At 70.1% G+C, this 21,906-nt stretch carries 23 protein-coding genes; all 23 read right to left on the bottom strand.

Going from position 1 to position 21,906, the window contains the following annotated elements:
- Nucleotides 1-30: 30 nt before the first annotated feature.
- On the bottom strand, nucleotides 31-2,610 hold the full coding sequence (locus CA983_RS14210) for a right-handed parallel beta-helix repeat-containing protein (protein ID WP_086601255.1): 2,580 nt from the start codon (nucleotides 2,608-2,610) through the stop codon (nucleotides 31-33).
- A gap of 13 nt (nucleotides 2,611-2,623) precedes the next feature.
- Entirely contained in the window at nucleotides 2,624-3,238 is a 615-nt protein-coding gene (locus CA983_RS14205) for a hypothetical protein (RefSeq protein ID WP_086601254.1), read from the bottom strand.
- A gap of 8 nt (nucleotides 3,239-3,246) precedes the next feature.
- Complete coding sequence (locus CA983_RS14200) at nucleotides 3,247-4,179, bottom strand: hypothetical protein (RefSeq protein WP_086601253.1); 933 nt, start codon at nucleotides 4,177-4,179, stop codon at nucleotides 3,247-3,249.
- Entirely contained in the window at nucleotides 4,169-5,356 is a 1,188-nt protein-coding gene (locus CA983_RS14195; RefSeq protein WP_244206879.1) for a phage tail protein, read from the bottom strand. The genes CA983_RS14200 and CA983_RS14195 overlap by 11 nt, the downstream gene beginning before the upstream one ends.
- Entirely contained in the window at nucleotides 5,323-6,213 is an 891-nt protein-coding gene (locus CA983_RS14190; RefSeq protein ID WP_086601251.1) for a hypothetical protein, read from the bottom strand. Before CA983_RS14190 ends, CA983_RS14195 begins: the two co-directional genes overlap by 34 nt.
- 4 nt (nucleotides 6,214-6,217) lie before the next feature.
- Entirely contained in the window at nucleotides 6,218-10,504 is a 4,287-nt protein-coding gene (locus CA983_RS14185; protein WP_086601250.1) for a phage tail tape measure protein, read from the bottom strand.
- Nucleotides 10,505-10,507: 3 nt separating this feature from the next.
- Nucleotides 10,508-10,879 (bottom strand): hypothetical protein, encoded by a 372-nt coding sequence (locus CA983_RS14180; RefSeq protein ID WP_086601249.1) that lies wholly within the window; start codon nucleotides 10,877-10,879, stop codon nucleotides 10,508-10,510.
- An 80-nt stretch (nucleotides 10,880-10,959) separates the two neighbouring features.
- The gene (locus tag CA983_RS14175; protein ID WP_086601248.1) at nucleotides 10,960-11,283 is read right to left on the bottom strand and encodes a hypothetical protein; all 324 of its coding nucleotides are present in this window, start codon (nucleotides 11,281-11,283) and stop codon (nucleotides 10,960-10,962) included.
- Nucleotides 11,284-11,383: 100 nt separating this feature from the next.
- Nucleotides 11,384-12,037, bottom strand: coding sequence for a phage tail tube protein (locus CA983_RS14170; RefSeq protein WP_086601247.1), 654 nt, complete (start codon nucleotides 12,035-12,037; stop codon nucleotides 11,384-11,386).
- Nucleotides 12,038-12,106: 69 nt separating this feature from the next.
- Nucleotides 12,107-12,517, bottom strand: coding sequence for a hypothetical protein (locus CA983_RS14165; RefSeq protein WP_086601246.1), 411 nt, complete (start codon nucleotides 12,515-12,517; stop codon nucleotides 12,107-12,109).
- A complete protein-coding gene (locus CA983_RS14160) occupies nucleotides 12,517-12,792 on the bottom strand; it encodes a hypothetical protein (protein ID WP_086601245.1) in 276 nt (91 codons plus the stop codon). The genes CA983_RS14165 and CA983_RS14160 overlap by 1 nt, the downstream gene beginning before the upstream one ends.
- Nucleotides 12,793-12,798: 6 nt before the next feature.
- Nucleotides 12,799-13,152: a hypothetical protein gene (locus tag CA983_RS14155; protein ID WP_086601244.1), complete on the bottom strand. Its 354-nt coding sequence runs from the start codon at nucleotides 13,150-13,152 to the stop codon at nucleotides 12,799-12,801.
- Nucleotides 13,149-13,574 (bottom strand): hypothetical protein, encoded by a 426-nt coding sequence (locus tag CA983_RS14150; RefSeq protein WP_086601243.1) that lies wholly within the window; start codon nucleotides 13,572-13,574, stop codon nucleotides 13,149-13,151. The genes CA983_RS14155 and CA983_RS14150 overlap by 4 nt, the downstream gene beginning before the upstream one ends.
- 5 nt (nucleotides 13,575-13,579) lie before the next feature.
- Nucleotides 13,580-13,927, bottom strand: coding sequence for a hypothetical protein (locus tag CA983_RS14145; RefSeq protein WP_086601242.1), 348 nt, complete (start codon nucleotides 13,925-13,927; stop codon nucleotides 13,580-13,582).
- A gap of 13 nt (nucleotides 13,928-13,940) precedes the next feature.
- The gene (locus CA983_RS14140; RefSeq protein WP_086601241.1) at nucleotides 13,941-14,975 is read right to left on the bottom strand and encodes a major capsid protein; all 1,035 of its coding nucleotides are present in this window, start codon (nucleotides 14,973-14,975) and stop codon (nucleotides 13,941-13,943) included.
- A 15-nt stretch (nucleotides 14,976-14,990) separates the two neighbouring features.
- Nucleotides 14,991-15,380: a head decoration protein gene (locus tag CA983_RS14135; protein ID WP_086601240.1), complete on the bottom strand. Its 390-nt coding sequence runs from the start codon at nucleotides 15,378-15,380 to the stop codon at nucleotides 14,991-14,993.
- A 17-nt stretch (nucleotides 15,381-15,397) separates the two neighbouring features.
- Nucleotides 15,398-16,153 carry a hypothetical protein gene (locus CA983_RS14130; protein ID WP_086601239.1) on the bottom strand — a complete coding sequence of 252 codons (756 nt, stop codon included), beginning with the start codon at nucleotides 16,151-16,153 and terminating at the stop codon, nucleotides 15,398-15,400.
- Between the two features lie 55 nt (nucleotides 16,154-16,208).
- Nucleotides 16,209-17,030, bottom strand: a complete 822-nt coding sequence (locus tag CA983_RS14125) for a hypothetical protein (RefSeq protein WP_086601238.1) — start codon at nucleotides 17,028-17,030, stop codon at nucleotides 16,209-16,211.
- Nucleotides 17,027-18,445, bottom strand: coding sequence for a phage portal protein (locus CA983_RS14120; RefSeq protein ID WP_086601237.1), 1,419 nt, complete (start codon nucleotides 18,443-18,445; stop codon nucleotides 17,027-17,029). The genes CA983_RS14125 and CA983_RS14120 overlap by 4 nt, the downstream gene beginning before the upstream one ends.
- A gap of 19 nt (nucleotides 18,446-18,464) precedes the next feature.
- The gene (locus tag CA983_RS14115) at nucleotides 18,465-20,156 is read right to left on the bottom strand and encodes a Terminase (protein WP_086601236.1); all 1,692 of its coding nucleotides are present in this window, start codon (nucleotides 20,154-20,156) and stop codon (nucleotides 18,465-18,467) included.
- Nucleotides 20,146-20,661 carry a phage terminase small subunit gene (locus tag CA983_RS14110; RefSeq protein ID WP_086601235.1) on the bottom strand — a complete coding sequence of 172 codons (516 nt, stop codon included), beginning with the start codon at nucleotides 20,659-20,661 and terminating at the stop codon, nucleotides 20,146-20,148. The genes CA983_RS14115 and CA983_RS14110 overlap by 11 nt, the downstream gene beginning before the upstream one ends.
- Nucleotides 20,661-21,041, bottom strand: a complete 381-nt coding sequence (locus tag CA983_RS14105) for a hypothetical protein (protein WP_086601234.1) — start codon at nucleotides 21,039-21,041, stop codon at nucleotides 20,661-20,663. The genes CA983_RS14110 and CA983_RS14105 overlap by 1 nt, the downstream gene beginning before the upstream one ends.
- A gap of 51 nt (nucleotides 21,042-21,092) precedes the next feature.
- Nucleotides 21,093-21,674 (bottom strand): bifunctional DNA primase/polymerase, encoded by a 582-nt coding sequence (locus CA983_RS14100; RefSeq protein ID WP_086601233.1) that lies wholly within the window; start codon nucleotides 21,672-21,674, stop codon nucleotides 21,093-21,095.
- Between the last annotated feature and the right edge of the window lie 232 nt (nucleotides 21,675-21,906).

Here is a 21,906-nt window from a genome sequence, read left to right as displayed (position 1 = left end):
CGGTCCGAGGCGTACGAAGGTGAGTCGGCGTCAGGCTGCGCGCTGCACCTGTACCGCGGTCGCGGCGACCGTGTTCGAGGCCGAGGCGACCGACCACTGCGCCGTGATGACGAGCAGCTGATCGACCGTCGAGTCGCGCGTGATCGGAGCGTCGGTGAGCTCGTGCTGCGCCGCGCCGGTCGTGCTCGCGAGATGGTGATAGAGGGCGCCGCCGCCGGCCCATGTGCCCGACGAGCCCGTGCTGATGCAGTGCACCGACCCCTCGACGCGCCACCCGCGGTTACTGATCGCGGATGCTGTGGTGACCGCGGCGTACTGCGCGATCACCGGGCCGGACACGCCGCCGAGCCGGACCCGCAGGGTCAGCGTGGGCGTGCCGGTCGTCGAGGCGACGCCGTGCGCGACGAGCCGGTACGCGGAACCCGCGACCGCGTCGCCGCCGGGGATCGTGCCCGAAGCGATGACCGTCTCGGCGGTCGTGTTCGCCGCGGTCGCCGAGCTCGGCGCGTTGAGCTGCAACACGATGTTCGACCCGGGCAGCCCGGACCCGCCTGCCGGTGACGTGATCGGCGCCGCGGTCGACACCGACATAGCGGCCGACGTCGACCAGCCGTTGCCGGAAAAGTCGTTGTGCAGCACCGAGCAGCCGGTCGCCGACGCCGCCATGCTGAGCGCCGAGGTCGCCGCACCGGCACCCTTCCGGACCCGGTTGCCGACGACCAAGCAGCGGGCGGCGCCGGTCGACAGCCGGATACCTGCCGACGCCGGCGCCGTGATCGCGTTGCCGGACACGAGCACGTCAGTCGCCGACGTCCCGTCGCCGGCTTGCCCCACGAAAACGCCGAAGTTGGCTGTCGTGCCGTTGACGACGTTGCCGACGACGGCGCCGCCGACGCAGCCGGTCACGTTGAGAGCGTTGCTGCCGGCGTTGCGGACACTGTTGCCCGACATGACGGGGTCAGTGCCGAACTGAGCGAACACGCCCGTGCTGCTCGAGCTGTCGACGATGTTGTCGGACAGGATCGGCCCGTTGCAGTAGTCGGCACGGAACCCGACCGAGCCCGAGCTGCGCGAGGTGTTGCCGACGATGGCAACACCCCGGTACAGGGCGGTCGCGAACCCGATCACCTGCACCGCGGCCTCGGCCGCGTTCGACTCGATCACGTTGCCGTGCACGTCGATCGAGTGCGGGGTGAGCGCGTAGCCGGCGCTCGCCGGGTCCGGCACGGTGAACTTCACCGCGGCCAGACCGGTACCGGTGATCACGTTGTCGGCGACGACCGCGCGCCGCCAGCCGTACCCGTGGATACCCTCTTGCAGCGCGCCGTCGATCCGGCAGCCGGTCACGGTGATGTTGTCGTAGTACACCCCGTCGGCGACCGTGTGCGAGCCGACCGCGCGGCCGGGCGGCCCGAGCCTCGAGGACGGGCCGAAGTAGCAGCCGTGCACGGTGACGTTGCGGCTCGGGGTGTTGTCGAACTGCCCGATCGAGCTCGAGCCGCTCTTCGCGAGGTCGATCTGCACCGCCTCGGCGAACTGCCGTGAGCCGTTGCCCGAGTTGTCGCGGAACCCCTCGAAACGGCAGTTGATCACTCGGGCGCCGTCTGTCGAGTTGAACTCGAGGGCATGCGCCGACGACGTGTTGCGAATGATCGCGTCTCGCACGGTGACGTCCGTGCAGTGAACGAACCCGAGTACGTTCGTCATGCCGGTGACGGTCCCGACAACGCCGTCGGCCGCGTTGCCGTCCCACACACCGCCCAGGATCGTGATACCCGAGTGGCCGGAGTAGCCGGCGAACGTCTCGCTGCCGAGGAAGTTGCGCAAGATGCCCGAGTTGCCGATCGCCCGGATCGTCGCCCCGTACGCGACGATCACTGTCCGGTCGTAGACGACCAGGAACGTCCCGACCCCGTACGTGCGGCCGGGCGGCAGAACGACGATGCCCCCGCCGGCGTCCCGCGCGGCGTCGAGCTGCGCTTGAATCACTGCCCGGTCGTCGGCGACGCCGTCGCCGATCGCGCCGATCACGTTGAACACGCGGCTGCCGGCGAGCGACACCGCGTCGGGGTAGAGAGCGGCTGTCAGCGTCATGGCCTTCGCGCCGCTGCGGTACAGCCGGACGTCGCGCCCGGCCGTGCCCGATCCCCACTGCTGTTCGCCGTTCGCGAGCCGGCGGTACCGGTCGAACGCCTCGGCGCCGACGAGCGACGCCTCGGCTATCGCCGTGTCGCTCGCGGTGTGGTGGGTAAGGGTGCCGGTCATGGTGCCGCCGGCTGCGGGCAGTGCTGCGTTCGCCTTCGCCGCGGCGTCGGCTGCGAGCTCGCGGGCAGGCTGATACCAGCGCACCGGCTGCCCGTTCGCGTCGAGGTACTCGTATTCGATCGCCGTCACGTCGTCGGCTTTGAACGTGCGGACTGCGCCCGGCTGCGGGTGCGATGCCCCGTTCGTGCGCAGCTCGCCAATCGGGGTGACGCCGTTCGCTTCGTACAGAGCGGTGACCCGCTCGCCGGTCCCCGCCCGCCGGATGATCAGGGGGTAGTCGGGGACGACGTCGCCGGTTTCGGTCATCAGGACGTCGGCGGGGCTGCCGCCGAAGGTGTAGAGCACGCGGTGCCCCCTCTCAGTCGAGCCAGTACGAGCCGGATATGTCGACCCACGAAGTGCCGGTGCCGTCCTGCGAATACCAGACGAGCGAGCCGCGCCCGCCGAGGGCGTTCGAGTCCTGGTCGGCTGAGAAACACTCCATGCGGCCGACCGCGGTCGAGGGGTCGCCCGCGATCGACTGCCCGCCGGCCCAGCTCGAGAGCTGCTCGGGTATGCAGTCGTCGGGCACCGTGCCGAGCTTTACGCCGCTGAGCCCGATGGTCGTCTCGTCGCTCTTCTCGACCCGACCGCGCAGGAAGACTTGCCCGCGGTCGATGCGTACTTCAGGCGACGTCTGCCCGGCCGCGAACCCGGCGGCGAGAGTGATCGGCCGCCACGGCTGCAACGGCGCGTAGATCGTTGCCCACGTGTTCGACGTCGCGCTCGTCTTGAGCCACAGCGAACCGTTCTCGGCAGAGACGAGCGTGTGCAGCGGCGCGGCCGCGTACTGCGAGTCGCGCTCGGCCTGGTCGACGACGTGCTGCACGAGATGCGGGTCGACCGCGAGCCCGAACTCGGCGAGGGCGCCGGGCCCGACCGGGGCATCACCTCCCCCCGGGATCGGGAGTTGCGCGTATCCGACGGTAGCCATAGGGCCCCCTAGCTGAACGTGATGGTGATGGAGCCGCCCGAAAGAGACAGGTAGTCGCGGCTGCCGCTCGCGTAGATCGCGAGCCCCCTCGCTGCCCCCGAAGCGAGCTGCGAGCGCCACGACGCCGGCAGCGTCGCCGTGCCGGTCGCGCCGGCCGACAGAGAGAGCAACTCGTCGGGCCCGTCCGCGAGGCTGAGCTGCCCCGACGGGGGCGCGCTGTAGTTGTGCAAGTAGAGGTGCAAGGGGCGCTTTGCGTTGACGCCCGAGCCGGTGCGGCGGGTGAACTTGACCGTCATCTTCGAGACTGTCTTGCCGGCGCACGCGCTCGCGATCTTCGTGCCGTAGAAGAACCCGCCGCGGCGGTTCCCCCTGCCCGTCCAGTCACCTTGCGTCGGGTACGACGCGTAATCGTCGGGGCGGCCGCCGCGCCATGTCCCCGTGTCGGTCGGGGAGATCGTCACGGGCTTCGGCGCCCGGTCCGGCGGGGCGGTCGGGCTGTCGTCCGACTGCGCGGCGAGCTGGAAGTACAGCTCGACCTTGCCCTCGGCGTTCTTCCGGACGTACGGGGTCGTCGCCGCCTGCCAGCCTGTACCGCTCGGCGCCGTCGTGCCCCATGTCGCTGCGCGCACGACTTGCTCGTCGAGCGAGACCTCTTTCGCGAGCGACTTGATCGTGTTCTCGTCGAGCGGGCCCGGGTCGGCGCCGAGCCGCCACATCACGACGGGCTTTGCGCCGAGCTTGACCGCTACCCAGTCGCCTGCCTTCCGGTTGCGGTAGGCGTCGGAACACTGCACGTTGATCAGCAGCGCCCCGCCGACTGAGAGATTCACGCCCGTATCGGTGATGTCGACGACCTCGGCCGACACGGTGCCCGAGCCGGTCGTCGCCGACTTCGCGAGGGCGAGATCTTCGCCGAGAGCGCGCGCTGCCTCACTGGTCACGGAGCCTCCCGGAAGTGGTGCGGGTCGTGCAGCTCATCGAGGCGCCGCCGAGGCTGTACGACAGGGAATCGATCACGTGCGTCTGCCACTCGCCCGGCCGCACCTCGACCTCGACGACGTCCCCCGGCTCGAGCCCGGGGTGACAGACCGACGAAAATGTGAGGGTCTGCTGCACGCCGAGCGAGTCGGCGAGCCGGGCCCGGCCGACGGCGACAGCCTGAGCCGCCGAGGTGATCAGTGCCGACGAGTATCGGGCGACGCGCAGCCGGACCCCGGTCAACCCGAGGCGCTGCGGGGCGAGGGGATCGTCGATCGGGTCGGGCCCGGCGTACGTCAGACTCGTCGGGTCGTCGTCCCACACGAACACCGGGCCGACCGCGGCCGCGCCGTCGCCGGCGTCGCCCGAGATCACCCACAAGTTCACGAGCCCCTCGGCCGTTTCCTTTTCGGCCGGCTTGACCAGAGCAACGCCGTACGGGATGCGCCACACGACCGGGTCGTCGAGGGCGGGGACCGGCGCCATGGTCGGGATGCCGCGGGCGTCGACGAAGAACTCGCCGCCGATCGCCGCGGCGATCCCGGTCGCGTTGCCCGAGGCGTCGGTGCCCGAGCTGAGCGCCTGCCACCGGTCCTCTTCGACGACGAACTGCGGCACGGGGGTGCCGGCGTCGACGCCCGGCCGCCACGCGACCGGCAGACCGGGCAGCGCCTCGCCGACGAGCGTCGGCACGATCGCCCCCGCGGTGTCCGCGGGGATCGTGCGCGCCGTCGGGAACTTCGCCCCTCTGATCACGTCCTCGAGGCCGAGCAGATCGACCGAGGCGCCGAACAAGGTTCGCTCGACGCCGTCGACGACGTACACCCCTGCCGGCACCCATACCGGGTCCATGCGCGGGCCTGCGATGCCCTGCCAGAGCCGGACCCGGGCGGTCGCCGAGTTGATCCCGGTCCGGCCCCGGGGGACGCCGATCAACTCTGCCGACCCGCTGTAGCGACACTCGGCGTTGCGGTCGGCCCGTACCTCGCTGTCGCCGACCTTCGCCGGTACCCACGTGCGGCCGCCGTCGAGCGACCACTCGGCACGGCGCGGCCGCCGCGAGGCGCCCGTGAGCGCGCGCTGCGCGGCGTCGGTGAGCGGCAGCATCAGGTGACACCGTTCGTCGACAGCGACGCCCACGACGAGTAGGAAGCGGCGACTGCGTCCCATGTCGCGAAGCGGTCGGCGACCGTGTCCCACGACCAACCCGGCAGCCGCATCGGCTGCCCGGCGGCGTCCGGCCGGGCGACCGGGGTGATCGTCCAGCCGAACCGGTAACCCTCGCTGCTGCCGAGCTTCCCGGTCGGCGTCGGCCCGGTGAGATCGCCGGGCACGTGATAGCTGTCCGCGAAGAGGTACGCCGGCCGGGTCTGCGCGAGCAGCACGCCCGAGCGCAGCAACTCGCGCATGCGGTCGACGTCCTCGGGGGGCACGTCGACGACGATCTGCACCGACTCGGCCGCGTGCTCGTCGTAGGCGACCGCGACGTACGGCGACCCGGCGACCTCGGCCGTGTCCTGCCGGCCGGCCGCTGTCCCGCCCGACCAGTCGACGACCATGACCCGCAGGGACAAGCCCGGCTCGTCGACCGACTTGATCCATAGGTCGCGCTCGTCGCCCGGCTCGGGCGCCGGCACGGTGACCGCGAGGCTCGACGACGGGCCGGTGCTGCCGTCCGCATAGATCGGGGTTGCGGTGTAGACGACCCCGACGCCGAGGGGCGCTTCGTGGTCGTACGCCGTGCCGACGCCCTCGACCGCCCATGCCGTGTCGCCGCTGCGCACGGTGACCGGTGCGGCCGCGCCCGGGTCCTGCCGGCTGATCCGGACCCGCATCACGTCGGCCGCGTTGGCGAGCGGCGTGCCGGCGCTGTAGTCCAGCGACAGCACGACGCCCGCCCACAGCGGATCGACTACCGCGGCGAACCATCCATCGGGCGAGACGATGCGCGCCGGCTGCTGCACCTGCGGCGCGCTCGGGTCGACGATCATCGGCATTGGGTTACCTCCGTTTCACGCCGGCCCGGCTGCGGCTGCGGGCACTGGTCATGCCGGCGTCGACTCGGGTGTCGACATAGGCGTCGAGCTGCGTCCCGTCTGCGAGGACAAGGGCGAGTTGCTGCCCCTGCTCGAGCCCGGCCGCCGGCGCCGGCGTCGACGCGACCGGCACGACCTGCGGGAGCGCCGCCGTCGCGAGCCGTACCGCGCTCGCCCGCACCGCGGCGAGGCTCTTGTCGGTGCCGACGACCACACCCGCGCCGAGCTGCCTGCCGATCCGCTCGGTCTCGCGGCTCGGCGAATGGATATCGAGCCGGTCCTCGATCGCGTCGACGATCGTGTCGCCGAGTTTCTTCATCTGCTTTTGCAGCTCTTTTTCCTGCGCCTTGAGCCCGGTAAGGAATCCCGCACCGGCTGCTTTCCCGCTGTCGTACATCGCGTCGGCCATGAAATTGCCGTAGCTCGTCGACAACTTGGCGCCGCTCGCCGCGAGGGCGTTGAGCTGCTTTACGTCGCCTGCCGTTGCGCCCGAGACGAGCCTCGCGAGGTTACTGTCGGGGCCGGCCGCGACGAGTTGCTGTATGAGGCTCTGCGAAACTCCCTTCTTCTGCGCCATCTTGATTTGAGCCTCGAAGCTCTTGAGCGACTGCTGCCGCGACTGCATACCGGCGATCAGACCGCCGACCGACGTGACGTCGCCGAGGCTCGACAACCCGAGGTAGTCCGCGGAGCTCTTCTTCTGGTCGGTTGCCGCTTGCTTCGCCGTCTCGAGCTTCGACGAGATCGCGTCGCGCTGCTTCGCGAGGCTCTGCAACTTCGTCGACGTCTTGCCCACTTGATCGGCGAGCGCCCGGCCGGCTTTGCCGGTCTTGCGCAGGTCGTCGGCGAGCGCCTTCGACGCCGACGCGATCTGAGACGCCGAGCCGGTGAGCGACTTCGTGAACGACCGCAGGTCGCCCGGTACTTCCTTGCGCGCCTTCGCAGCCGCGCCCGAAGTGCCCTTCGCGAAACCCCTCGCCATGAGCCCGGCCGCCATGCCGAGCGAGGTTCGGTGGTCGTAGACCGTGGAGTTACCCGACCCGAAACGGACGAGCTCGGGCCCCTCCTCGCCTACCCAGGCCAGTTCCCCGGCTCGAGGGCGGCCGCCGCTCGCGTACCCGCCGGGCCGGTTGTAGGCCGAGGCGAGCGAGCCGTACCTCGCCAATGCATAGCGCATAGAGGCGTAGATGTTGGCGAGCGGGTCCCATACGCCGCGGCTGCGCATGGCGCCGGCGTACGCGTTGAACGTCGGATCGATGACCTGCATCAGGCCCTTCGACGGCGTCCCGTTCTTCGCGTTGATATCCCAATTGTTGATTGCGTGGGGGTTTCCTCCGCTTTCCTGGTTCATGCGCCGCAGCACGGTCGCGAGCAGAGACGCCGGCTGCCCGACCATCTTGAGCGCCTGGAGTACGACCGACGACCAGCGCTTGACGCCCGAGCCGCCGATATCGGCCGACGAGCCGCCGAAGGCGCCCTTCGCTGTGTCGACGACCTTGTCTTTCAGGCTCGACAGCATCTTGATCGGGACCTTCCCGATCAGTTGGGCGTACTTCGATTGACCGATCGCCGCGATCTTGTTGCGGACGAACTTCGTCGCCTTATCCCAGAGCCGGCCCGGGTTGGCGAGGAAGTCGACACCGTCCATGACGGTCGAGCCGATCTTCTTCGTCTTATCGCCGAGCCAACCGGCGACGTCGCCGACGATCCCGCCGTCGGCGAACCGCTGCACGGGCGGCAGCTCGCCACGCTGGTTGATGTACGCGAGCGTATCGAACCCGATCTTCCGGGCCGACGAGCGCTTGATCACGTACTCATCGGCCATCATCAGCGCCGGAATGCTGTCCTTACCGGGGACGCCGCCGCGGGTGCGGCCGCCGTCGCGGAACTTCGCCGCGGGCAGCTTGTCGAGCCCGACAAACCCCGCCACACCATCCCAGACCTTTTTGATCCCTTGCGTATATACCTGATTCACCACGAAAGCGACGGGCTTGCGAGTGGCCTCCCGTACCTTGCCGAACGCTGTCCCGATGGCTTTCTGCGCCGTGTCGAAGGCACCGGCGAAGAGCCCGATCGCCTTCTTTCCGGCGTCGATCGGGGGTTTGATCCCCTTCTCATACAGCCACGACGCCGCAGAACCGATCCCCGAAACGGCCGGCTGAATCGCCGACCGGTACAGCCACGTACCGGCCGCGCCGAGCCCGCGAAATGCAGCCTTCCCAAGCTCGATGTTCGGACGGATCGCGTTGTTGTACAGCCACGACGCCGCCGCGCCGATACCCCGCACCGCCGGCTGAATCGCCGACCGGTACAGCCACGTCCCCGCCGCGCCCAGCGCACGGAACGCCGCCGTGCCACCGGACACCGCCGGCTGAATCGCCGACCGGTACAGCCATGAGGCACCCGCACCGATCGCACTGAACACGGGCGACAGCGCCGTGTTCCATAGCCACCCGCCGACCGCACCCAGCACGCGGAACCCGAGGACGAGCGGCGTGATCAGAACGACGGCGACGATCGCGGCGAGCACCTTCGCCGCCGTGCCGATCGCCGAGAACACGGGCGACAGCACGGTCGACCACAACCACGACGCCGCCGAGCCGACCGCCTGTAGACCGGTCATCAGGTAGCCGAGTCCCGGCTTGAGCGCCGAATTCCACAGCACATCCCAACCGGCTTTGATCCCGGCCCATGTCGCCTGTACGCCGGCCCGGAACCAAGAGACCTTGTTATAGGCGACGACGGCGGCCGCGACGAGCGCCATGATCCCGACGACGATCAGACCGACCGGGTTCGCGGACATGACCGCGTTGAGCACGCCCTGCGCCACTGCCCACCCGCGGGTAACCGCGGTCGCCGCGAGGATCACGCCGCGATAGATCGAGAAAGCCGCGGTCATGCCCCATGTGGCGATCGTTGAGGCGCCAGCAACGACCGCGACGCCGCCGATCGCGACGCCGAGCGGCACCAGCCATGCCCCGTACTCCTGCACCCAGCGCACGCCGCCGGCGAAGGCGTCGCCGACGCCCTTGACCGCGGGCACCAGGACGTCAGCGACCGCGCCGCCGACCCGCTGCGCGGGCGGCAGTACGTGCGAGTTGAGGAACGAGCCGAACCTCGACAGCGCCGGAAGCGCGTACTTGTCTGCGAAGTTGGCGAGCCCCTGCAACGCCCGCCGCTTGAAGACTTCGATCTGATTCGTCGCCGTGCTGTGCAGCGACTTACCCATCTTGTCGGCCGCGCCGCCGACCTTGCCGAGGGACGCTTCGGCCTTGCTCGGGTCGAGGCTGTAGAGGCTCTGTTGCAAGTCCTCGGCCTGAGTACCGAAGAGCAGCACGGCCGTTTGCGACCGCTTCACCGGGTCCTCGATCGCCCGCAGCCGGTCGAGCACGGTGTCGAGCGCCTTCGCTGCGCCCGGACCGCCCTTCGAGAACGTCGCCGCCATCTTGTCGGCGCTGAGCCCGAGGGCGTCGAACCCTTGCTTTGTGGTGTCGCTCCCGTCCTTCGCCCGGATCGCGAACTCTTTGAGGCTGTCGGCGACAATGTCGGCATCACGGGCGCCCGCCGCGATTCCCTGAGTGATCAGCCCGACCGCTTGCGCGCCGGTCAAACCGAGGTCGCGCCATTGGGTGCTGTACTCGTTCAGGGTGTCGATGTAGTCGCCGGCTTTGTCGGCGCCGCCCTGGAAACCCTTCGTGATCAAGTCGAACGCTTCGCGGGCGTCCTTCACCATGCCGGTACGCATGAGCTGCCCGGCAGCCTTGGCCGAGTCGGCGACGTCGACGTCGAACGTCTCGGCCAGGTTGAGCGCCGACTTCGACAGCCCGGCAAGTTCCTTACGTGGGGCGTTGATCGCCGCGACGCCGTTCTGCGCGAGCGACCGAAGCGACTGATTTACCTGATCGATCGACTCGCCGTAGCCGGCCGAGTAGACCTTGCCCGCGAGCTTGCCGGCGGCCGCGGATTCCTTCTCTGTGAGCCCGAGCTGCGCGCCCAACTTCGCATTGCTCTTGTCCTGCTCGACCGCCTCGGCGAACCCCGCGGCGAAGAGCGCGCCGGCAGTCGCGGCGACACCGACGACGCCCGCTTTCAGGACGCCGCCGATACCGCCGAGGAACCCGCGGCCGGCATCCTGCCCCGCGGTGGTGCCGACGCGCTGAGTGTCCCCGCTGATCTGCTGATCGAGCAGCCGCCCGAAGTTGCGCGCCTCGGGGACGATCGACACGTAGCCGACGCCGACCTCGACCGGCATGAGTCATTCCCCCTTCGCGCGGGCGAGGATGTGCTGATACGCAGCTCGAGCTCGTGCCTGCTGCTCTTCGCTCTTCGCCGCCGACTCTTCGGGCGTCGGATCGCCCGGCCGCCAACCCGGCTCGGGCCACGGAACGGCCGGCTTCTTCGGGTCGCGGTGCGCGTTGACGAACGCGGTCAGCAACAGGTTCAGCAGATCGCGCGTGTCGGCCGCAGCGAAGTCAAGCGGCTGCCACGCGTGCGAGTTGTAGGCGCGCGCCGTCGCCCCGCTCGGCGGCAGGTGCTCGACCATGACCCGCAGCAGCCGCAGACTGATACGGCGTTGCCAGAACGCCGCGAGCGGCCCGCCCGGTCCATAACCGGGGTAGTGGTGCATGAGATCCGCCTCGACGGCCTCGGGGTGCTCCCCGAGGACGTCAAGAACGGTGTAGACCTCGACGTCGTCGACGTCGCTGCCTACCTCTTCGTAGGGCGGTGCTTGCCGAGGGTGTCCTGCATCTCAGACCGCGCGGCGACGTAGACGAGCATGAGCCCGTTCGCGTCGCCGCCGCTCTTCACGAACGCGTCCCACTGGTCGCCGAGCAAAACACGGGCCTTCGCCCCGTCGCCCTCGGCGGCGTCGATCGCCTTCGCGGTGTCGTCGTCGGTGAAGAGCGGGTGCGGGAAGGTGTACACCTTCCCGTCGTCCGTCTCGACCTCGACCTCGGAACCGCCGACCGCTTCCTCGTACGACGCCTTGACAGCCGACAGACGGTACCGGGCCTTACCGGGCTTGCTCATGATCGTGCCTCTCTCGGGTGAGCTGCGGGTGAGCCTTCGAGGGCGAGGGACGGAGGGGCTCACCCAGAACCGCCGTCCCTCGCCCGATCAGGGAGGGGTGTTACGGAGTGGCCAGGGAGCGCCAGCCCGGCCCGTCCACCCAGTTGCGGCACGCCGTCTTGAGCGCGCTGTCGCGGAACGCGTTGAAGGTGACCGGGCGCTGAGTCTCGGTCGAGCGCGCCCATTGCTCGTCGTCCTTCGACGTGAGCCGGGCCCGCGGGAAGAACTTGACGACGTAGATCTCGCCGCCGTCGTCGGAGTAGTCGAGTCCGATGAACAGCAGTCGCCGGTACGGGTTCTTCGGCGTCGCCGCGCGGTCCCACTGCCACGCCGTCCCCATGGCCGGCAGCGCGCCGGTACCCGACAGGGGCAGCCCTTCGTACAGAGCGACCGTCGCGGCGTTCGTCTCCTGCGGCGCGAAGGACGCCGAGAGAATGTCGCTTTCGACGTCGGACCGGGTCGGCTCGGACGACTGCGACGACGTCGTGTCGGTCATCGAGAGATCGCTCGGGAAGGTGAGCCCGTCGTCGGTGGTGTAGCCGATCGGCTGGTAGGCGGCCGGGATCGCGACGAGCGCGCCGTCGGTCGAGTTGAACGGCGCGGTGATCGCGGCGGCGCTGTAGTCCGCGGCGAAAACGGCCTGTACCAACTGCTTCCGGATGTACTCGGCGTGCAGCCCGTCCTCGAGGGACACCGGGGGCGGTGGTGTGGTCATGGTTCCTCCATGGAGAACCCCCGGTCGCCGGGCGGCCGGGGGTGCGGATAGGGGCGGGTGAGCCGCAGATCAGGGGACAGGGGCGAGGCGCTTGCCTCGCAGGGACACCTCGACGGCGAAGGCGAGCCGAGGCGAGGACGTCTCGGGGTCGGGCAGCTCGTTGGGCCCGCCGACCTCGGCGACGTCGTACGCGGCCGCGCCGTGCCAACCGGGGATTGCGAGCAGCAGCGCCCGAGTGATCTGCGTCAGATCGTGCGCACGCTCGTCGTCGGCTCCCCAGCAGTGCACGTCGAGGCGCGGCCGGTCGGTGACGACGTCGAGCCGGGCGCCGCCGATTCTCTTGAGCCGCACGAACTCGTCCGGCCGCGGGTTCGGCACGCGGGTGCCGACGCGCACCGGGAACCCGGCGGCGGCGAGCGCTTCCCGAAGGTAGGTCGCGACGATCTCGGCGGCGTCCGGGAAGACGATCGCCGCCGGCATCAGTCGGCGCCCCTCGCCCCGTCCAGACCGCGCAGCAGCGCCTCGCGCGACACCTCGGGGTCGCCGGTCGAGTAGTCACCGATCACGGCGCCGCGTACGCGCTTGTCCTCGGTCTGGACGTCGACCCGGAACTGCCCATCGGCCGAGCTCGCTGCGGCCGCGGCGTCCGCGGCCGCCCGGGTCTTCCGTCCGATCAGCGCGAACGTCTCGGGCGACTTGAGGAAGGAGACGATGCCGGCCCGGTTGGGCCGGTACCGGAAAGAGGATCGGGCCATGGTCGATCACCCCTGTACGGTCTTGAGCCTGATCTCGTAGTGATGCAGCTCGGCCGGCTCGTACGCAGGGCCCGGCGGTCCGACGACCTCGAGGTCGAGCCCGTCCCAGTGCACGCGAGCCTCGCCCCGGATGGTGAGCGGGTCGCCGTTGACGTCGAACGGATTGCAGATCATGAGCCATTCGCCGATCTGCGCGTTCCTGCCGTCGGTGTCCTCGGCGCCCGTGTTCTGCTGCATCCATGCGTCGACCGCGGTGTGCGTCGACGCCGACCAGTCGTCGACGTCGTTGCCGTACCGGTCGGTCTTCCTGCCGGGCTGCTCGACGTCGACCCGGTGCATCAGCAGATCGTCGGCGATCACAGCGGCCGCCGCGCGTAGCCGACATGTCCCCAACCCGGCGGGCCCGGGGACCAACCCGGCAGCCCGTCGTCGCGCAGCTCGAGGGAGTACGCGGCGTCGGCGCCCGGGTCCTCGAGCGTCTCGGGCTTCAACTGGTCGACTTCGTCGTCGGTGAGGTACAGACCGCCGTCTTCGCCGAGCGTCTCGCTGTACTGTCCGATCGTCCGTTGCCGGCGGCCGCCGGGATTGGCGATCACGCGCCGCACCACAGCGACGCAAATCGCGACGAGCGTCTCGGCGTCGGGGGTGAACCCGGCCGGGATGTGCTTGCGCATGAGCGCCGACGCGTCGGCGAGGTACGCCTCGACCTGCGCACGCCGCGCCCCGGCGAGGGAGACGGCGGCGCGCGCTTCGTAGTCGTCGACGGTCGCGTACGCCGCCATGCCCCCTACTCCTCTCGCTCGACGACGCCGGCCGCCTCGCACGCCGCGATGATCTGCTCGCGGGTCGCGTCCTGGTCGACGTCGACGCCCTTGCGCTCGGCGAAGGCTCGCCACGCGTCGACGCCCGAGCCCTTGCCCGCACGTGGCGGCGCCTCGAGGTCGTCGCCCGTGCCCGCGGGCGGGGGCGCCTCGGCCGACGAAGTCGCGGCCGCCTCGCCCTCGCCCCACGCCTTCGGGTTCGTGATCTGCTTCCGGGCCCATGCCGGTACGTCCTCGCCGGGCCCATAGGCGACCGTGCGGCCGCCGACGTCCCGCACGTGCACGTACGCGACGAGTTGCTTCTCGCTGCTCATGCGATCACCCCTCTCAGGCGACGTCGGCGCAGAACGTCAGATCGGGGTTCGCGAGGACCGGCAGACCGATCGCGGCCGCCTTCGTCCACAGCGCCGGCGGGTCCTTCTCCGCGTAGACGCCCGAGACGATGCCCGGCTCTTCCCCTTCCTCGATCCCGAAATCACTGTCGAGCGACTCGGCGGTCGTACCCCACAGCGTCGCGCCGAGGTCGGTCGACTCGGGGTCGTTCGCGTCGCCGGATGCCGGCAGCATCAGCACGCGGTCGTCGGGGATGACCCGGGTCGACACGCCGTTGACCCGCACGCGAGCCTCGTACGTCTGCACGGGCGGCAGACCGTACGCCCGAAGAGCTTCGTTGATCGAAGAGATCGCGATCACCGAAGGCTGCGAGACGCCGCCGGCGTAGACCAGGGCGCGCAGCTCGTCGTTCCGCATCATCAGCGCGACGACCCGCTCGCTCGTGAGGATCGCGCCGGGCGCCTGCCCGTTGCTGTCGACGTACACCGCCTTCCACGCGAGCAGATCGGCGAGGATCTCGGCGGCCGGGTCGGTCCACGCGACCGACGGAACGACCGTGTGCGAGCCCTTGCGACCGAAGTCGACGGTCGCGATCACGCCGTTCTCGGCGAGCTCGAGCTTGCCCTTGTACAGCGCTTCGCCGCGGGCGAGCTCCATACGGGCCGACACCGACCGCGTCATGCGGATCGCGTCGCGCATGAGCGCGTTGCGCACCTGCCCGTCGAGCCGGCGCTGCCGCAGCCGGTCGTACTCGCCGAGCCGAATCTTGCGCGAGATCGGCGGCAGCTCGCCCGTGACCCGAGCGATCCCCGGCCGCGCGGCGATCGGCGACTCGGCGTCGTACGACCGGAACGTCGCGGCCTCGATCAGCCCCTCGCCGCCGCGCGTGAAGCGGTACTCGAGATCGTCGATCTCGTTGTTCGGCAGCCACCGGGCGAGCGTGAACTGATTCGCCGCGAGGTCGGCCGCACCCGCTCGCACGTAGCCGGTGAGCTCGGCGGGGGTGATGTAGTCAGCATTGATCAGCATGGGTGATCACCCCTCTCAGAAGAACTTGACGAACCCGGCGACGTCGCCCTTACCGGCAGCGTCGACGGGCCGAGGCAGCTTGGCCTCGATCACCGCGCCGTGCCACAAGAGCGCGCCCTGCGGATCGATCGTGTTGACGGACGGCGCCGAGACGGCGGTGAAGAGGAACCCCGCGAGGGTCTCTCGACCGTCGCTCGCGGCGCCGTCGTAGGGCCCGTACAGCCCCGTCGCGGTGATGCGCCCCAGGGGCAGCCCGCTCGGGAAGTAGCCGTTCGGGTAGTGCGTCCCGGCGACGAACGCCGAGGTGTCGAGGGTGATCGGCTGCGCGCTGTCCGTACCATGCGCCGACTTGAGCCACGACTGATCATCTTGACCGAAGGTCTCGGTCGTCGTAGTGAGATTCATCGGGGAGACTCCCGGTGTCAGGTGTTGGTCTTCTTGTGCCGTTCGGCCCAGAGATCACGGCCGGCCGCGACGCTGGTCTGCCGCTTGTTCTTCGAGCGGCCGCCGCGCGCGCCCTGGTCGAACCCTCGGCGGCCGCGGCGCGTGTCGCGCTCGTCGTCGCCGTCGTCGTCCTGGTCGTCGTCCGTGCCGGACGACTTCGGGGCGAGCTTGTCGACGAGCGCGGCGATCGCGTCGTCGTCGACCTCGCCGTCGTCGTCGACGTACTTCTTCAAGTTGATCTCTTCGACGACGTCCTGCGGGTCGGCGATCCGGCCCTTCGCCGCCGCGAGGAACGCCGAGCGGGCGATGCGCTCGCCACCCTTCACGCGCTCCTCTGCCCTTGCCGCCGCGACCGCTGCCTCGGTGTCACTCATGCCTTCACGCTTGAGCTTCGCGAGCTCGTCCGCAGCGCCCTTGTTCTTCTTCGCGCGGTCCTCCCACTTGCGCGACGCCTCGAGCCGGGCCTTGATCTGTCCCGGTGTGAGCCCCTCGGTCTTCCACCCCTTGACGATCTCTGACCAGTCGTCGCCGTCGTCGTCCGTGTCGGATGAGTCGCCGTCGTCGTCGTCCTGGTCGCCGTCGTCGTCCTGGTCGCCGTCGTCCGGGGCGCCGCCGAGGATCGGCCACACCGGGTACAGCTCGTCGGCGTTCTCGCCGCAGCTCGGGCGAGCCTTCCGCCAGCCGAGGGCGAGCTGCCCGGTACGGGCATGACGGGGCAGAGTGTGCGTGCGCATGGTGGTGTCTCCCGTGTCGGGTGTGGGTGAGCGAGTGGTGCGCCGTGCCGGCGCGTCAGTCCGTGCCGGTGACGTCGGTCGGCCCGACGTCCTTCGGCCCGGTGAACTCATGCCGGCGCACGGCCAACAACGGGCCGATCTCGCCGTGCTCGCGGGTGATGATGACCTCGCGGTAGTCGGGCGCCCGGCCGCCGCGGTCCGACTGCCCGATATCACGCGCGATCGCGTCGTGCGCCTCCTCGAGCAGCCGCTCGTCGATGATCTGCCCGGGGTCCCGGTCGCCCGGGATCGGCTCGGGCTTGCAGTGGCAGCCCGGGTGAATCGGCATCAGCGTCTCGACCCGGTACCGCTGTGTGCTCGCGATGACGCACAACGCGCAGTTCTTCGAGCTCGACAGCCGGCGCCGGAAGAACTTCGCCCGGCTGCGCCGCATCGTCTGCCGCGCGGCGTGCGTGCGGGCGAGCTGCAAGTCGGTGTCGGTGATCGACCGCAGCCGTTTGGTACCGAGCCCGACCGCCTCGCTCATGCTGCGCCCCTCGCCGAGAGCGGCCCGCACAGTGACGAACGGCCGGGCGTACACCTCGGCCGGCGGCGTACCGCGCAGCGCTTCGTCGAGCTGCACGCCCACGGGCGCGGCCGCGCTGCCGAACATGTCGGCGACGACGCTCGCGAGGTAGGCGTCGGTGAGCGCGCCGATCTGCTGCTGAGCGCCGAGGACGACCGGCAGCACGTGCTCGACGAACGCCGCGGCGTCATCGTCCCGGTAGCTGCCGAGCGAGCCGAACGCTTCGAGGACGAACGCGAGCAGCCGCTCGCGCAGCCGGCCCGTGATCGTGTCGTACTGCTGCGACAGCGCCGCTTGCGTCGCCTCGCTCATGCGGCGTCACCCGTGCCGGTCCCGGTGCCCGCGGCCGCGCCGGGCTGCTGCTGCGGCAGCAGCGAAGCGCCGAGCAGCGCGTCGGCCGCGGCGCCGGCGGCGATCCTGCGTACCCGCTGCGGCGACTCGCCCATGTCCTCGGCGAGCACGGCGAGCGGGTAGCCGATCGCCTTCTTCTTCGTCGCAGCGTCGGCCAAGATCGCCGGGTTGAGCTGCCGCGGGTCGGCCCAACGCACTTCGGCCTCGGTGAAGTCACGCTCGACGCCTGCCTGCCGCGCGCACAGCGTCATGACGTCCTCGAGCGCCTCGCCGAAGTGCGCCATGTGCTCGCCCACCTTCGCGAGGTGCAGCACGTCGAGCGCCTGCACGGTGTCGGCGCTGATGTTGATCAGATCGGTCGCGAAGTAATACGCGGGGGTGTTGCTGATCAGCAACAGGTTCCGTATGTCAGCTTCGTGTTCCTTGAGGAACCCCGAGAGGTCAGTCGCGTCGAGCTGCCCAAATTTGACATTCTCGCCCTCGCTCGCCCACACCGCGGACGGGCTCGGAACGAAGGGCTGCTCGACGACCTCGAGCCCGGTCATCGGGTCGGTACGCTTCCGGAACTTATGCCCCGTGACGTACTTCTGACGGAACGCGGCATAGCGCCCGGCGGTCATCCGGTTGAGTACGCCGAGGTTGAGCCGATCCTGAATGTCGATCACGCCAGCGAATTCGGGTTCAGGGTCCTCGCCGAGGTCGGGCCGACACGGGAAGTCGACCATCGGCAGCGCGCCGAGGTCGTGCTCTTGCTCGCCGTCCTCGACCCGTTCCCATGCTTGCCGGCCCCACGGCAGCCGGCCGGGCCCGCGCTGCTTCGTCACGTACCGCACGACCCGGTCGGGCAGATACACAGTGGCTCGGCCGACCCGTGCGACGTCGTCGTACCACGCCTTGAGCCCGGCGCGGCGCTCGCCCGTCGCCGGGTCGTGCTCGACGATGCACTCGCTCGGCGTCTCGGCGGTGATGAGTGGCGCCGGCCGGTCGTTGTCTTCCGTCCGGGTCGGGTGCGGCCCGACGATCATGTATCCGACCGACTGCGACAGTGCGGTACGGAACACCTGTTTCTGCCGGCTGTCGAGCCGGTTGAGCTGCCACCATCGGGCGGCGTCATCGTCCGGGTTGCCCTCGCTGTCGGTGATCCCGAGGGCGCGCAGCCGGTGCACGGGGGCGTTCGCCACCGTGCCCAGGAAGTTGGTCCGCGACTTGCGCTGAAACTCGCGGAACGCCTCACGCGCGTTGGCTGGCAGCTCGGGCAGACGGTGCCGGCCCTTGAACAAGTCCCACCAGTAATCGAGGTCGGGCTGCCGGTCACGCATGCGACGGCCGAGCCGCAGCAGCCACCAGTCGGGGGACTCGACTTCGTCACTCAGCATGGCGCCCCCTCTCGGGCTGTCAGAACGTGAACCCGCCCATAGGCTCAGCCGCTTCGGCGAGCCCCTGCGCGACCGCTTGCGAGCGCGCCTCGAAGGCCAAGATCGAGGCGACCGCGGCGTCGATCTTCCGGGGAGAGTCGGGGTTCTCTTTCATGATCTGGATTCCGGTACGCCCCTCGCGTCGGCGGGCGTTGAGGAAATGCCGGGTCAGTGCGTACGACCCGTCGTAGGTCATCTCGCGCTCGAGGATCGCGTCGAGTAGGCGCTGCGTTGCCCGCACGATCTGAATCGCGCGGCCGCCGGTCATCCACCACTCGACCGGGTGCTGCCGGCTCGCCTTGACCTTGAGCCGTGTCCCGTATCGGGCTTCCCAACCGGTCACGTGTTCCTGCCACTTCGCCGGGTCCGCGAAGAACCCGACGACGTCGAACCGCTCGAAGGCGCTCTCGACCGCGGCGAGCACCTCGGCCTTCGGTACCTCCCAGTTCTCACCCGCGGCGCCGGCCGGCTGCTCCCACACCCCGAGCTCGAAGAGGTGACCGTCGCTCACGCGACAGCCGATCAGCGCCGTCGCGTCGGTGACCTTGCGCGAGCGCTTCCTCGACCCGTCGAACCCGAGCGTGATCATCTCGCCGTCGGTCACGACCTTGTTGAGGTCGCTCACGGCGATCAGCTCGGGCTCGGCGAGCCACGCGTCGGCGGCCGCCTCGGCGAGGTTGAAGAAGTACCGGCGCGAGTCGCTCGGCGAGTTGCGCGGGTCGAAGATCTCGTTAACGAGTCGGTCGAGATCCATCACCGCGGCGAAGTCGCCGTACGCCTCGGCGAGCGCTGCCCGCACCGCGGCTTCGTCCGTGAGGTCGACGCCCTCGGGCCCGGACCGGTGATCGAAGAGCAGCCGGGCCGTGCGCGTCTTGCCCTCGCGGATGAGCTTCGCGTACGTGTGTGTCTCTTCGGCGACGCTGCCCTCGCCGGGCGCGTACATGGTCGACGTCTCGAGCGACCAGGGCGCGGCATCCTTCCGCTTGCCCAGGTTCCGGCGCACCGTGTCGTACATGCGCCGCAGCTCGGGCAGCACGTACAAGTGAGTCTCGTCGAACACGACGAACGACTCTTTACCGCCGTCCTTCGCTGCGTTCGACGCCGTCGACGGGACGATCTCGCCGCCGTCGGGAAGGATGATCCGGGTCACGCCCGCGGCGTCCCCGGGCAAGTCCTCGCCGAGCGGCCCATCGGTGAGGTTGAACAACACGTTGTCGTACGTGTTGCCGGCCTGCGACTCCTCGGTCGCCAGACACCGAATGAACGGATAGGTGACCGGGCGCCCCATCGGTTCGCCCGGCTGATAGACGTAACGGAAGTCGCGCCACTCGTAGACCTCGCCGCCCTCGGCCCAACCAGCCCATCGGCACGGGCCGAACGCCTCGAAGAGCACGAACCGCCCGGCGGTCCCCGACTTGTCGCGCCCCTTCGCCCGGCTGAAAAACGCCGAGTCGTACAGCCGGCGCCCGGACCCGTCGAGGGCGTAAGCGTCGACCGTGAGAGCGGCGAGCTCGTCGTCGAGGGGCACGCCGTCGGGCGCGTCCGGGTCGAGCGGCCGACCCTGAATGTCGCCGGGCCCATGAACGCAGAAGTGCTCCTTCCACGCGAGGGCGAGCCACCCTAGCGAGCGCTGCCGGTCATGCTGCGGGGCGCGTACAAGCTCACGGGGCATCGGCTGTCAGCCGACGCCGGCGCTCGTCGAGCCGGGTCACGGGCCGAGCCGCAGCCGCGGCCGCGGTCCGGGCGGCCGGCTGCTCGTCGTCCTGGTCGCCGTCCTCGGCCGGGACATACCGGATGCGGAGATCCCGCCGGGCGTCGAGCGTCGTGCCGAGCACCCGCTCGCGCTGCCGCAGCTCGCCCGCGAGCCGGACGTCGCCGGCGAACACCGCATCGGCGACAAGTGCCGTCGTCACCGCGTACTGCCAATCAGCATCCGACCAGAGCACACAGTGCGGCATCGAAGCGACCCTGTCCCACCACTGCCCCGTGATCGACTGCAACGGCTGCATGTCCGACTGCCGGCCGAGCTCGCGGTCGGTCCACTCGACCCGGCGAGCTTCCGGCAGCGTCGGCCGCGGCCCGTCGTACGGCTGGTCGACAACCGTCGTCCAGTCGTGCACCGCGGCGACCCGGTTGCGCTTCGGTCCGTCCTTCGGCTTGCGCCCCGTGACAGCCATCAGCCGAGCCCCTTCGTACGCAGCACCGACTCACACGTCGGCACGTCCCGGCGGGTCACCCAGTCGACCCGGGTGATCCCGCAGACCGAGCAGCGCAGCGCGCCGTCGTGCTTCGGGACGGCGACGAACCGGTGACCGCCCTCGGCGACGAGATCGAACGGCTCGGCGACCGGCAGCTCGTCGGCGAGCTCGACCGTGTCCGTCGTGACGAGCGCCCCCCGAGCACCCCAAGCGCGGGCAGTCGCGCCGAAGCTCTCGACGCCGGCGCTCGAGTTGAACGGCGAGAACTCCCCGATCTGGTCGAGGACAACGACGAACGGTGTCGTCATCTCGTCGCCGTTGTGCTGCGCCGGCAGCTCGACAATGCGCAGTCGCGCCATGGCTGTACCTCCCGTGTCGGGTGCGCCGCAGCGCGCCCGTGTCGGGCGGCGCTACAGCAACGCGTGAATGACGGCCGACAGATCGCCGAGCCGGCGGGGCGTGTCGCCCCACGTGTCGCCCGTGACCGCGATGTATCGGCCCGTGCCGTACAGCTCGACCGTCCCGGTCCCGACCGACACCCGTCGGCCGTGCGGCAGCTCGCCGTACCCCCAGACGTGCAGCCCGTCGCCGGACACCGACCGCTCGACCCATGTCGGGCCGGCGGCGTCGAGGATGCGCTGCGCCCACGGGGCGACCCGGTCGCCGTAGAGGCAGTGGTCGAGGTCGAGACACACGACCCCGTCGCCGTTGAGGACGAACCCGAACCCGGCGCCGACCCGGCTCGCCGCGGCGTCGCTGTACCGCGACCACGTCTCGGGGTCGGTGCTGCTCGCCGCGGCGCCGTCGACCGTGACCGGAACCTTCGCCGCGGTGCGCCGTACCCAACGCGGCCGGCTCGTGAGCTCGTCCGGCAGCGTGCGGCGCCGCGCGCGATGCGCCGCCACGCGGCAGCGCGTCGAGCAGTACCTCGCGTGGCGCCGCGCCGTGATCGGCAGCGGGGCGGGGCAGTGCTCGCAGGTCGGGGTCGGCATGCCTCTATGATACCGCAGGTGTAACGCTTTTGGCGCTTTGACCTGCGTATTCATCAAACGTTGATTGGGGTCGAGGGGCTGAGAGGCGCCATGCGGCGCCCACCCGCCGCGCCATCAAATCAGCCACCCCGACCCCTGCCCGCACCCCTACGGGCAGCCCAGGGGGCGCCATGCCCCCAAATCTCGGAGTTTCATACGCACGGAGCGCCGCAGCACCTCCCGAGGCCCAGAC

The sequence above is a fragment of the Streptomyces swartbergensis genome, from assembly GCF_002148965.1.
Lineage (GTDB): Bacteria > Actinomycetota > Actinomycetes > Streptomycetales > Streptomycetaceae > Streptomyces > Streptomyces swartbergensis.
The sequence above is the reverse complement of the archived record's forward strand: the minus strand, read 5'-3'. Positions and strand labels throughout refer to the sequence as shown.

Bases quoted from the DNA above. Each gene is read 5' to 3' on its own strand.
- CA983_RS14205 (WP_086601254.1), bottom strand. From the start codon at position 3,238: ATGGCTACCGTCGGATACGCGCAACTCCCGATCCCGGGGGGAGGTGAT.
- CA983_RS14190 (WP_086601251.1), bottom strand. From the start codon at position 6,213: ATGCCGATGATCGTCGACCCGAGCGCGCCGCAGGTGCAGCAGCCGGCG.
- CA983_RS14185 (WP_086601250.1), bottom strand. From the start codon at position 10,504: ATGCCGGTCGAGGTCGGCGTCGGCTACGTGTCGATCGTCCCCGAGGCG.
- CA983_RS14180 (WP_086601249.1), bottom strand. From the start codon at position 10,879: ATGCACCACTACCCCGGTTATGGACCGGGCGGGCCGCTCGCGGCGTTC.
- CA983_RS14175 (WP_086601248.1), bottom strand. From the start codon at position 11,283: ATGAGCAAGCCCGGTAAGGCCCGGTACCGTCTGTCGGCTGTCAAGGCG.
- CA983_RS14170 (WP_086601247.1), bottom strand. From the start codon at position 12,037: ATGACCACACCACCGCCCCCGGTGTCCCTCGAGGACGGGCTGCACGCC.
- CA983_RS14165 (WP_086601246.1), bottom strand. From the start codon at position 12,517: ATGCCGGCGGCGATCGTCTTCCCGGACGCCGCCGAGATCGTCGCGACC.
- CA983_RS14160 (WP_086601245.1), bottom strand. From the start codon at position 12,792: ATGGCCCGATCCTCTTTCCGGTACCGGCCCAACCGGGCCGGCATCGTC.
- CA983_RS14150 (WP_086601243.1), bottom strand. From the start codon at position 13,574: ATGGCGGCGTACGCGACCGTCGACGACTACGAAGCGCGCGCCGCCGTC.
- CA983_RS14145 (WP_086601242.1), bottom strand. From the start codon at position 13,927: ATGAGCAGCGAGAAGCAACTCGTCGCGTACGTGCACGTGCGGGACGTC.
- CA983_RS14140 (WP_086601241.1), bottom strand. From the start codon at position 14,975: ATGCTGATCAATGCTGACTACATCACCCCCGCCGAGCTCACCGGCTAC.
- CA983_RS14135 (WP_086601240.1), bottom strand. From the start codon at position 15,380: ATGAATCTCACTACGACGACCGAGACCTTCGGTCAAGATGATCAGTCG.
- CA983_RS14130 (WP_086601239.1), bottom strand. From the start codon at position 16,153: ATGCGCACGCACACTCTGCCCCGTCATGCCCGTACCGGGCAGCTCGCC.
- CA983_RS14125 (WP_086601238.1), bottom strand. From the start codon at position 17,030: ATGAGCGAGGCGACGCAAGCGGCGCTGTCGCAGCAGTACGACACGATC.
- CA983_RS14120 (WP_086601237.1), bottom strand. From the start codon at position 18,445: ATGCTGAGTGACGAAGTCGAGTCCCCCGACTGGTGGCTGCTGCGGCTC.
- CA983_RS14115 (WP_086601236.1), bottom strand. From the start codon at position 20,156: ATGCCCCGTGAGCTTGTACGCGCCCCGCAGCATGACCGGCAGCGCTCG.
- CA983_RS14110 (WP_086601235.1), bottom strand. From the start codon at position 20,661: ATGGCTGTCACGGGGCGCAAGCCGAAGGACGGACCGAAGCGCAACCGG.
- CA983_RS14105 (WP_086601234.1), bottom strand. From the start codon at position 21,041: ATGGCGCGACTGCGCATTGTCGAGCTGCCGGCGCAGCACAACGGCGAC.
- CA983_RS14100 (WP_086601233.1), bottom strand. From the start codon at position 21,674: ATGCCGACCCCGACCTGCGAGCACTGCCCCGCCCCGCTGCCGATCACG.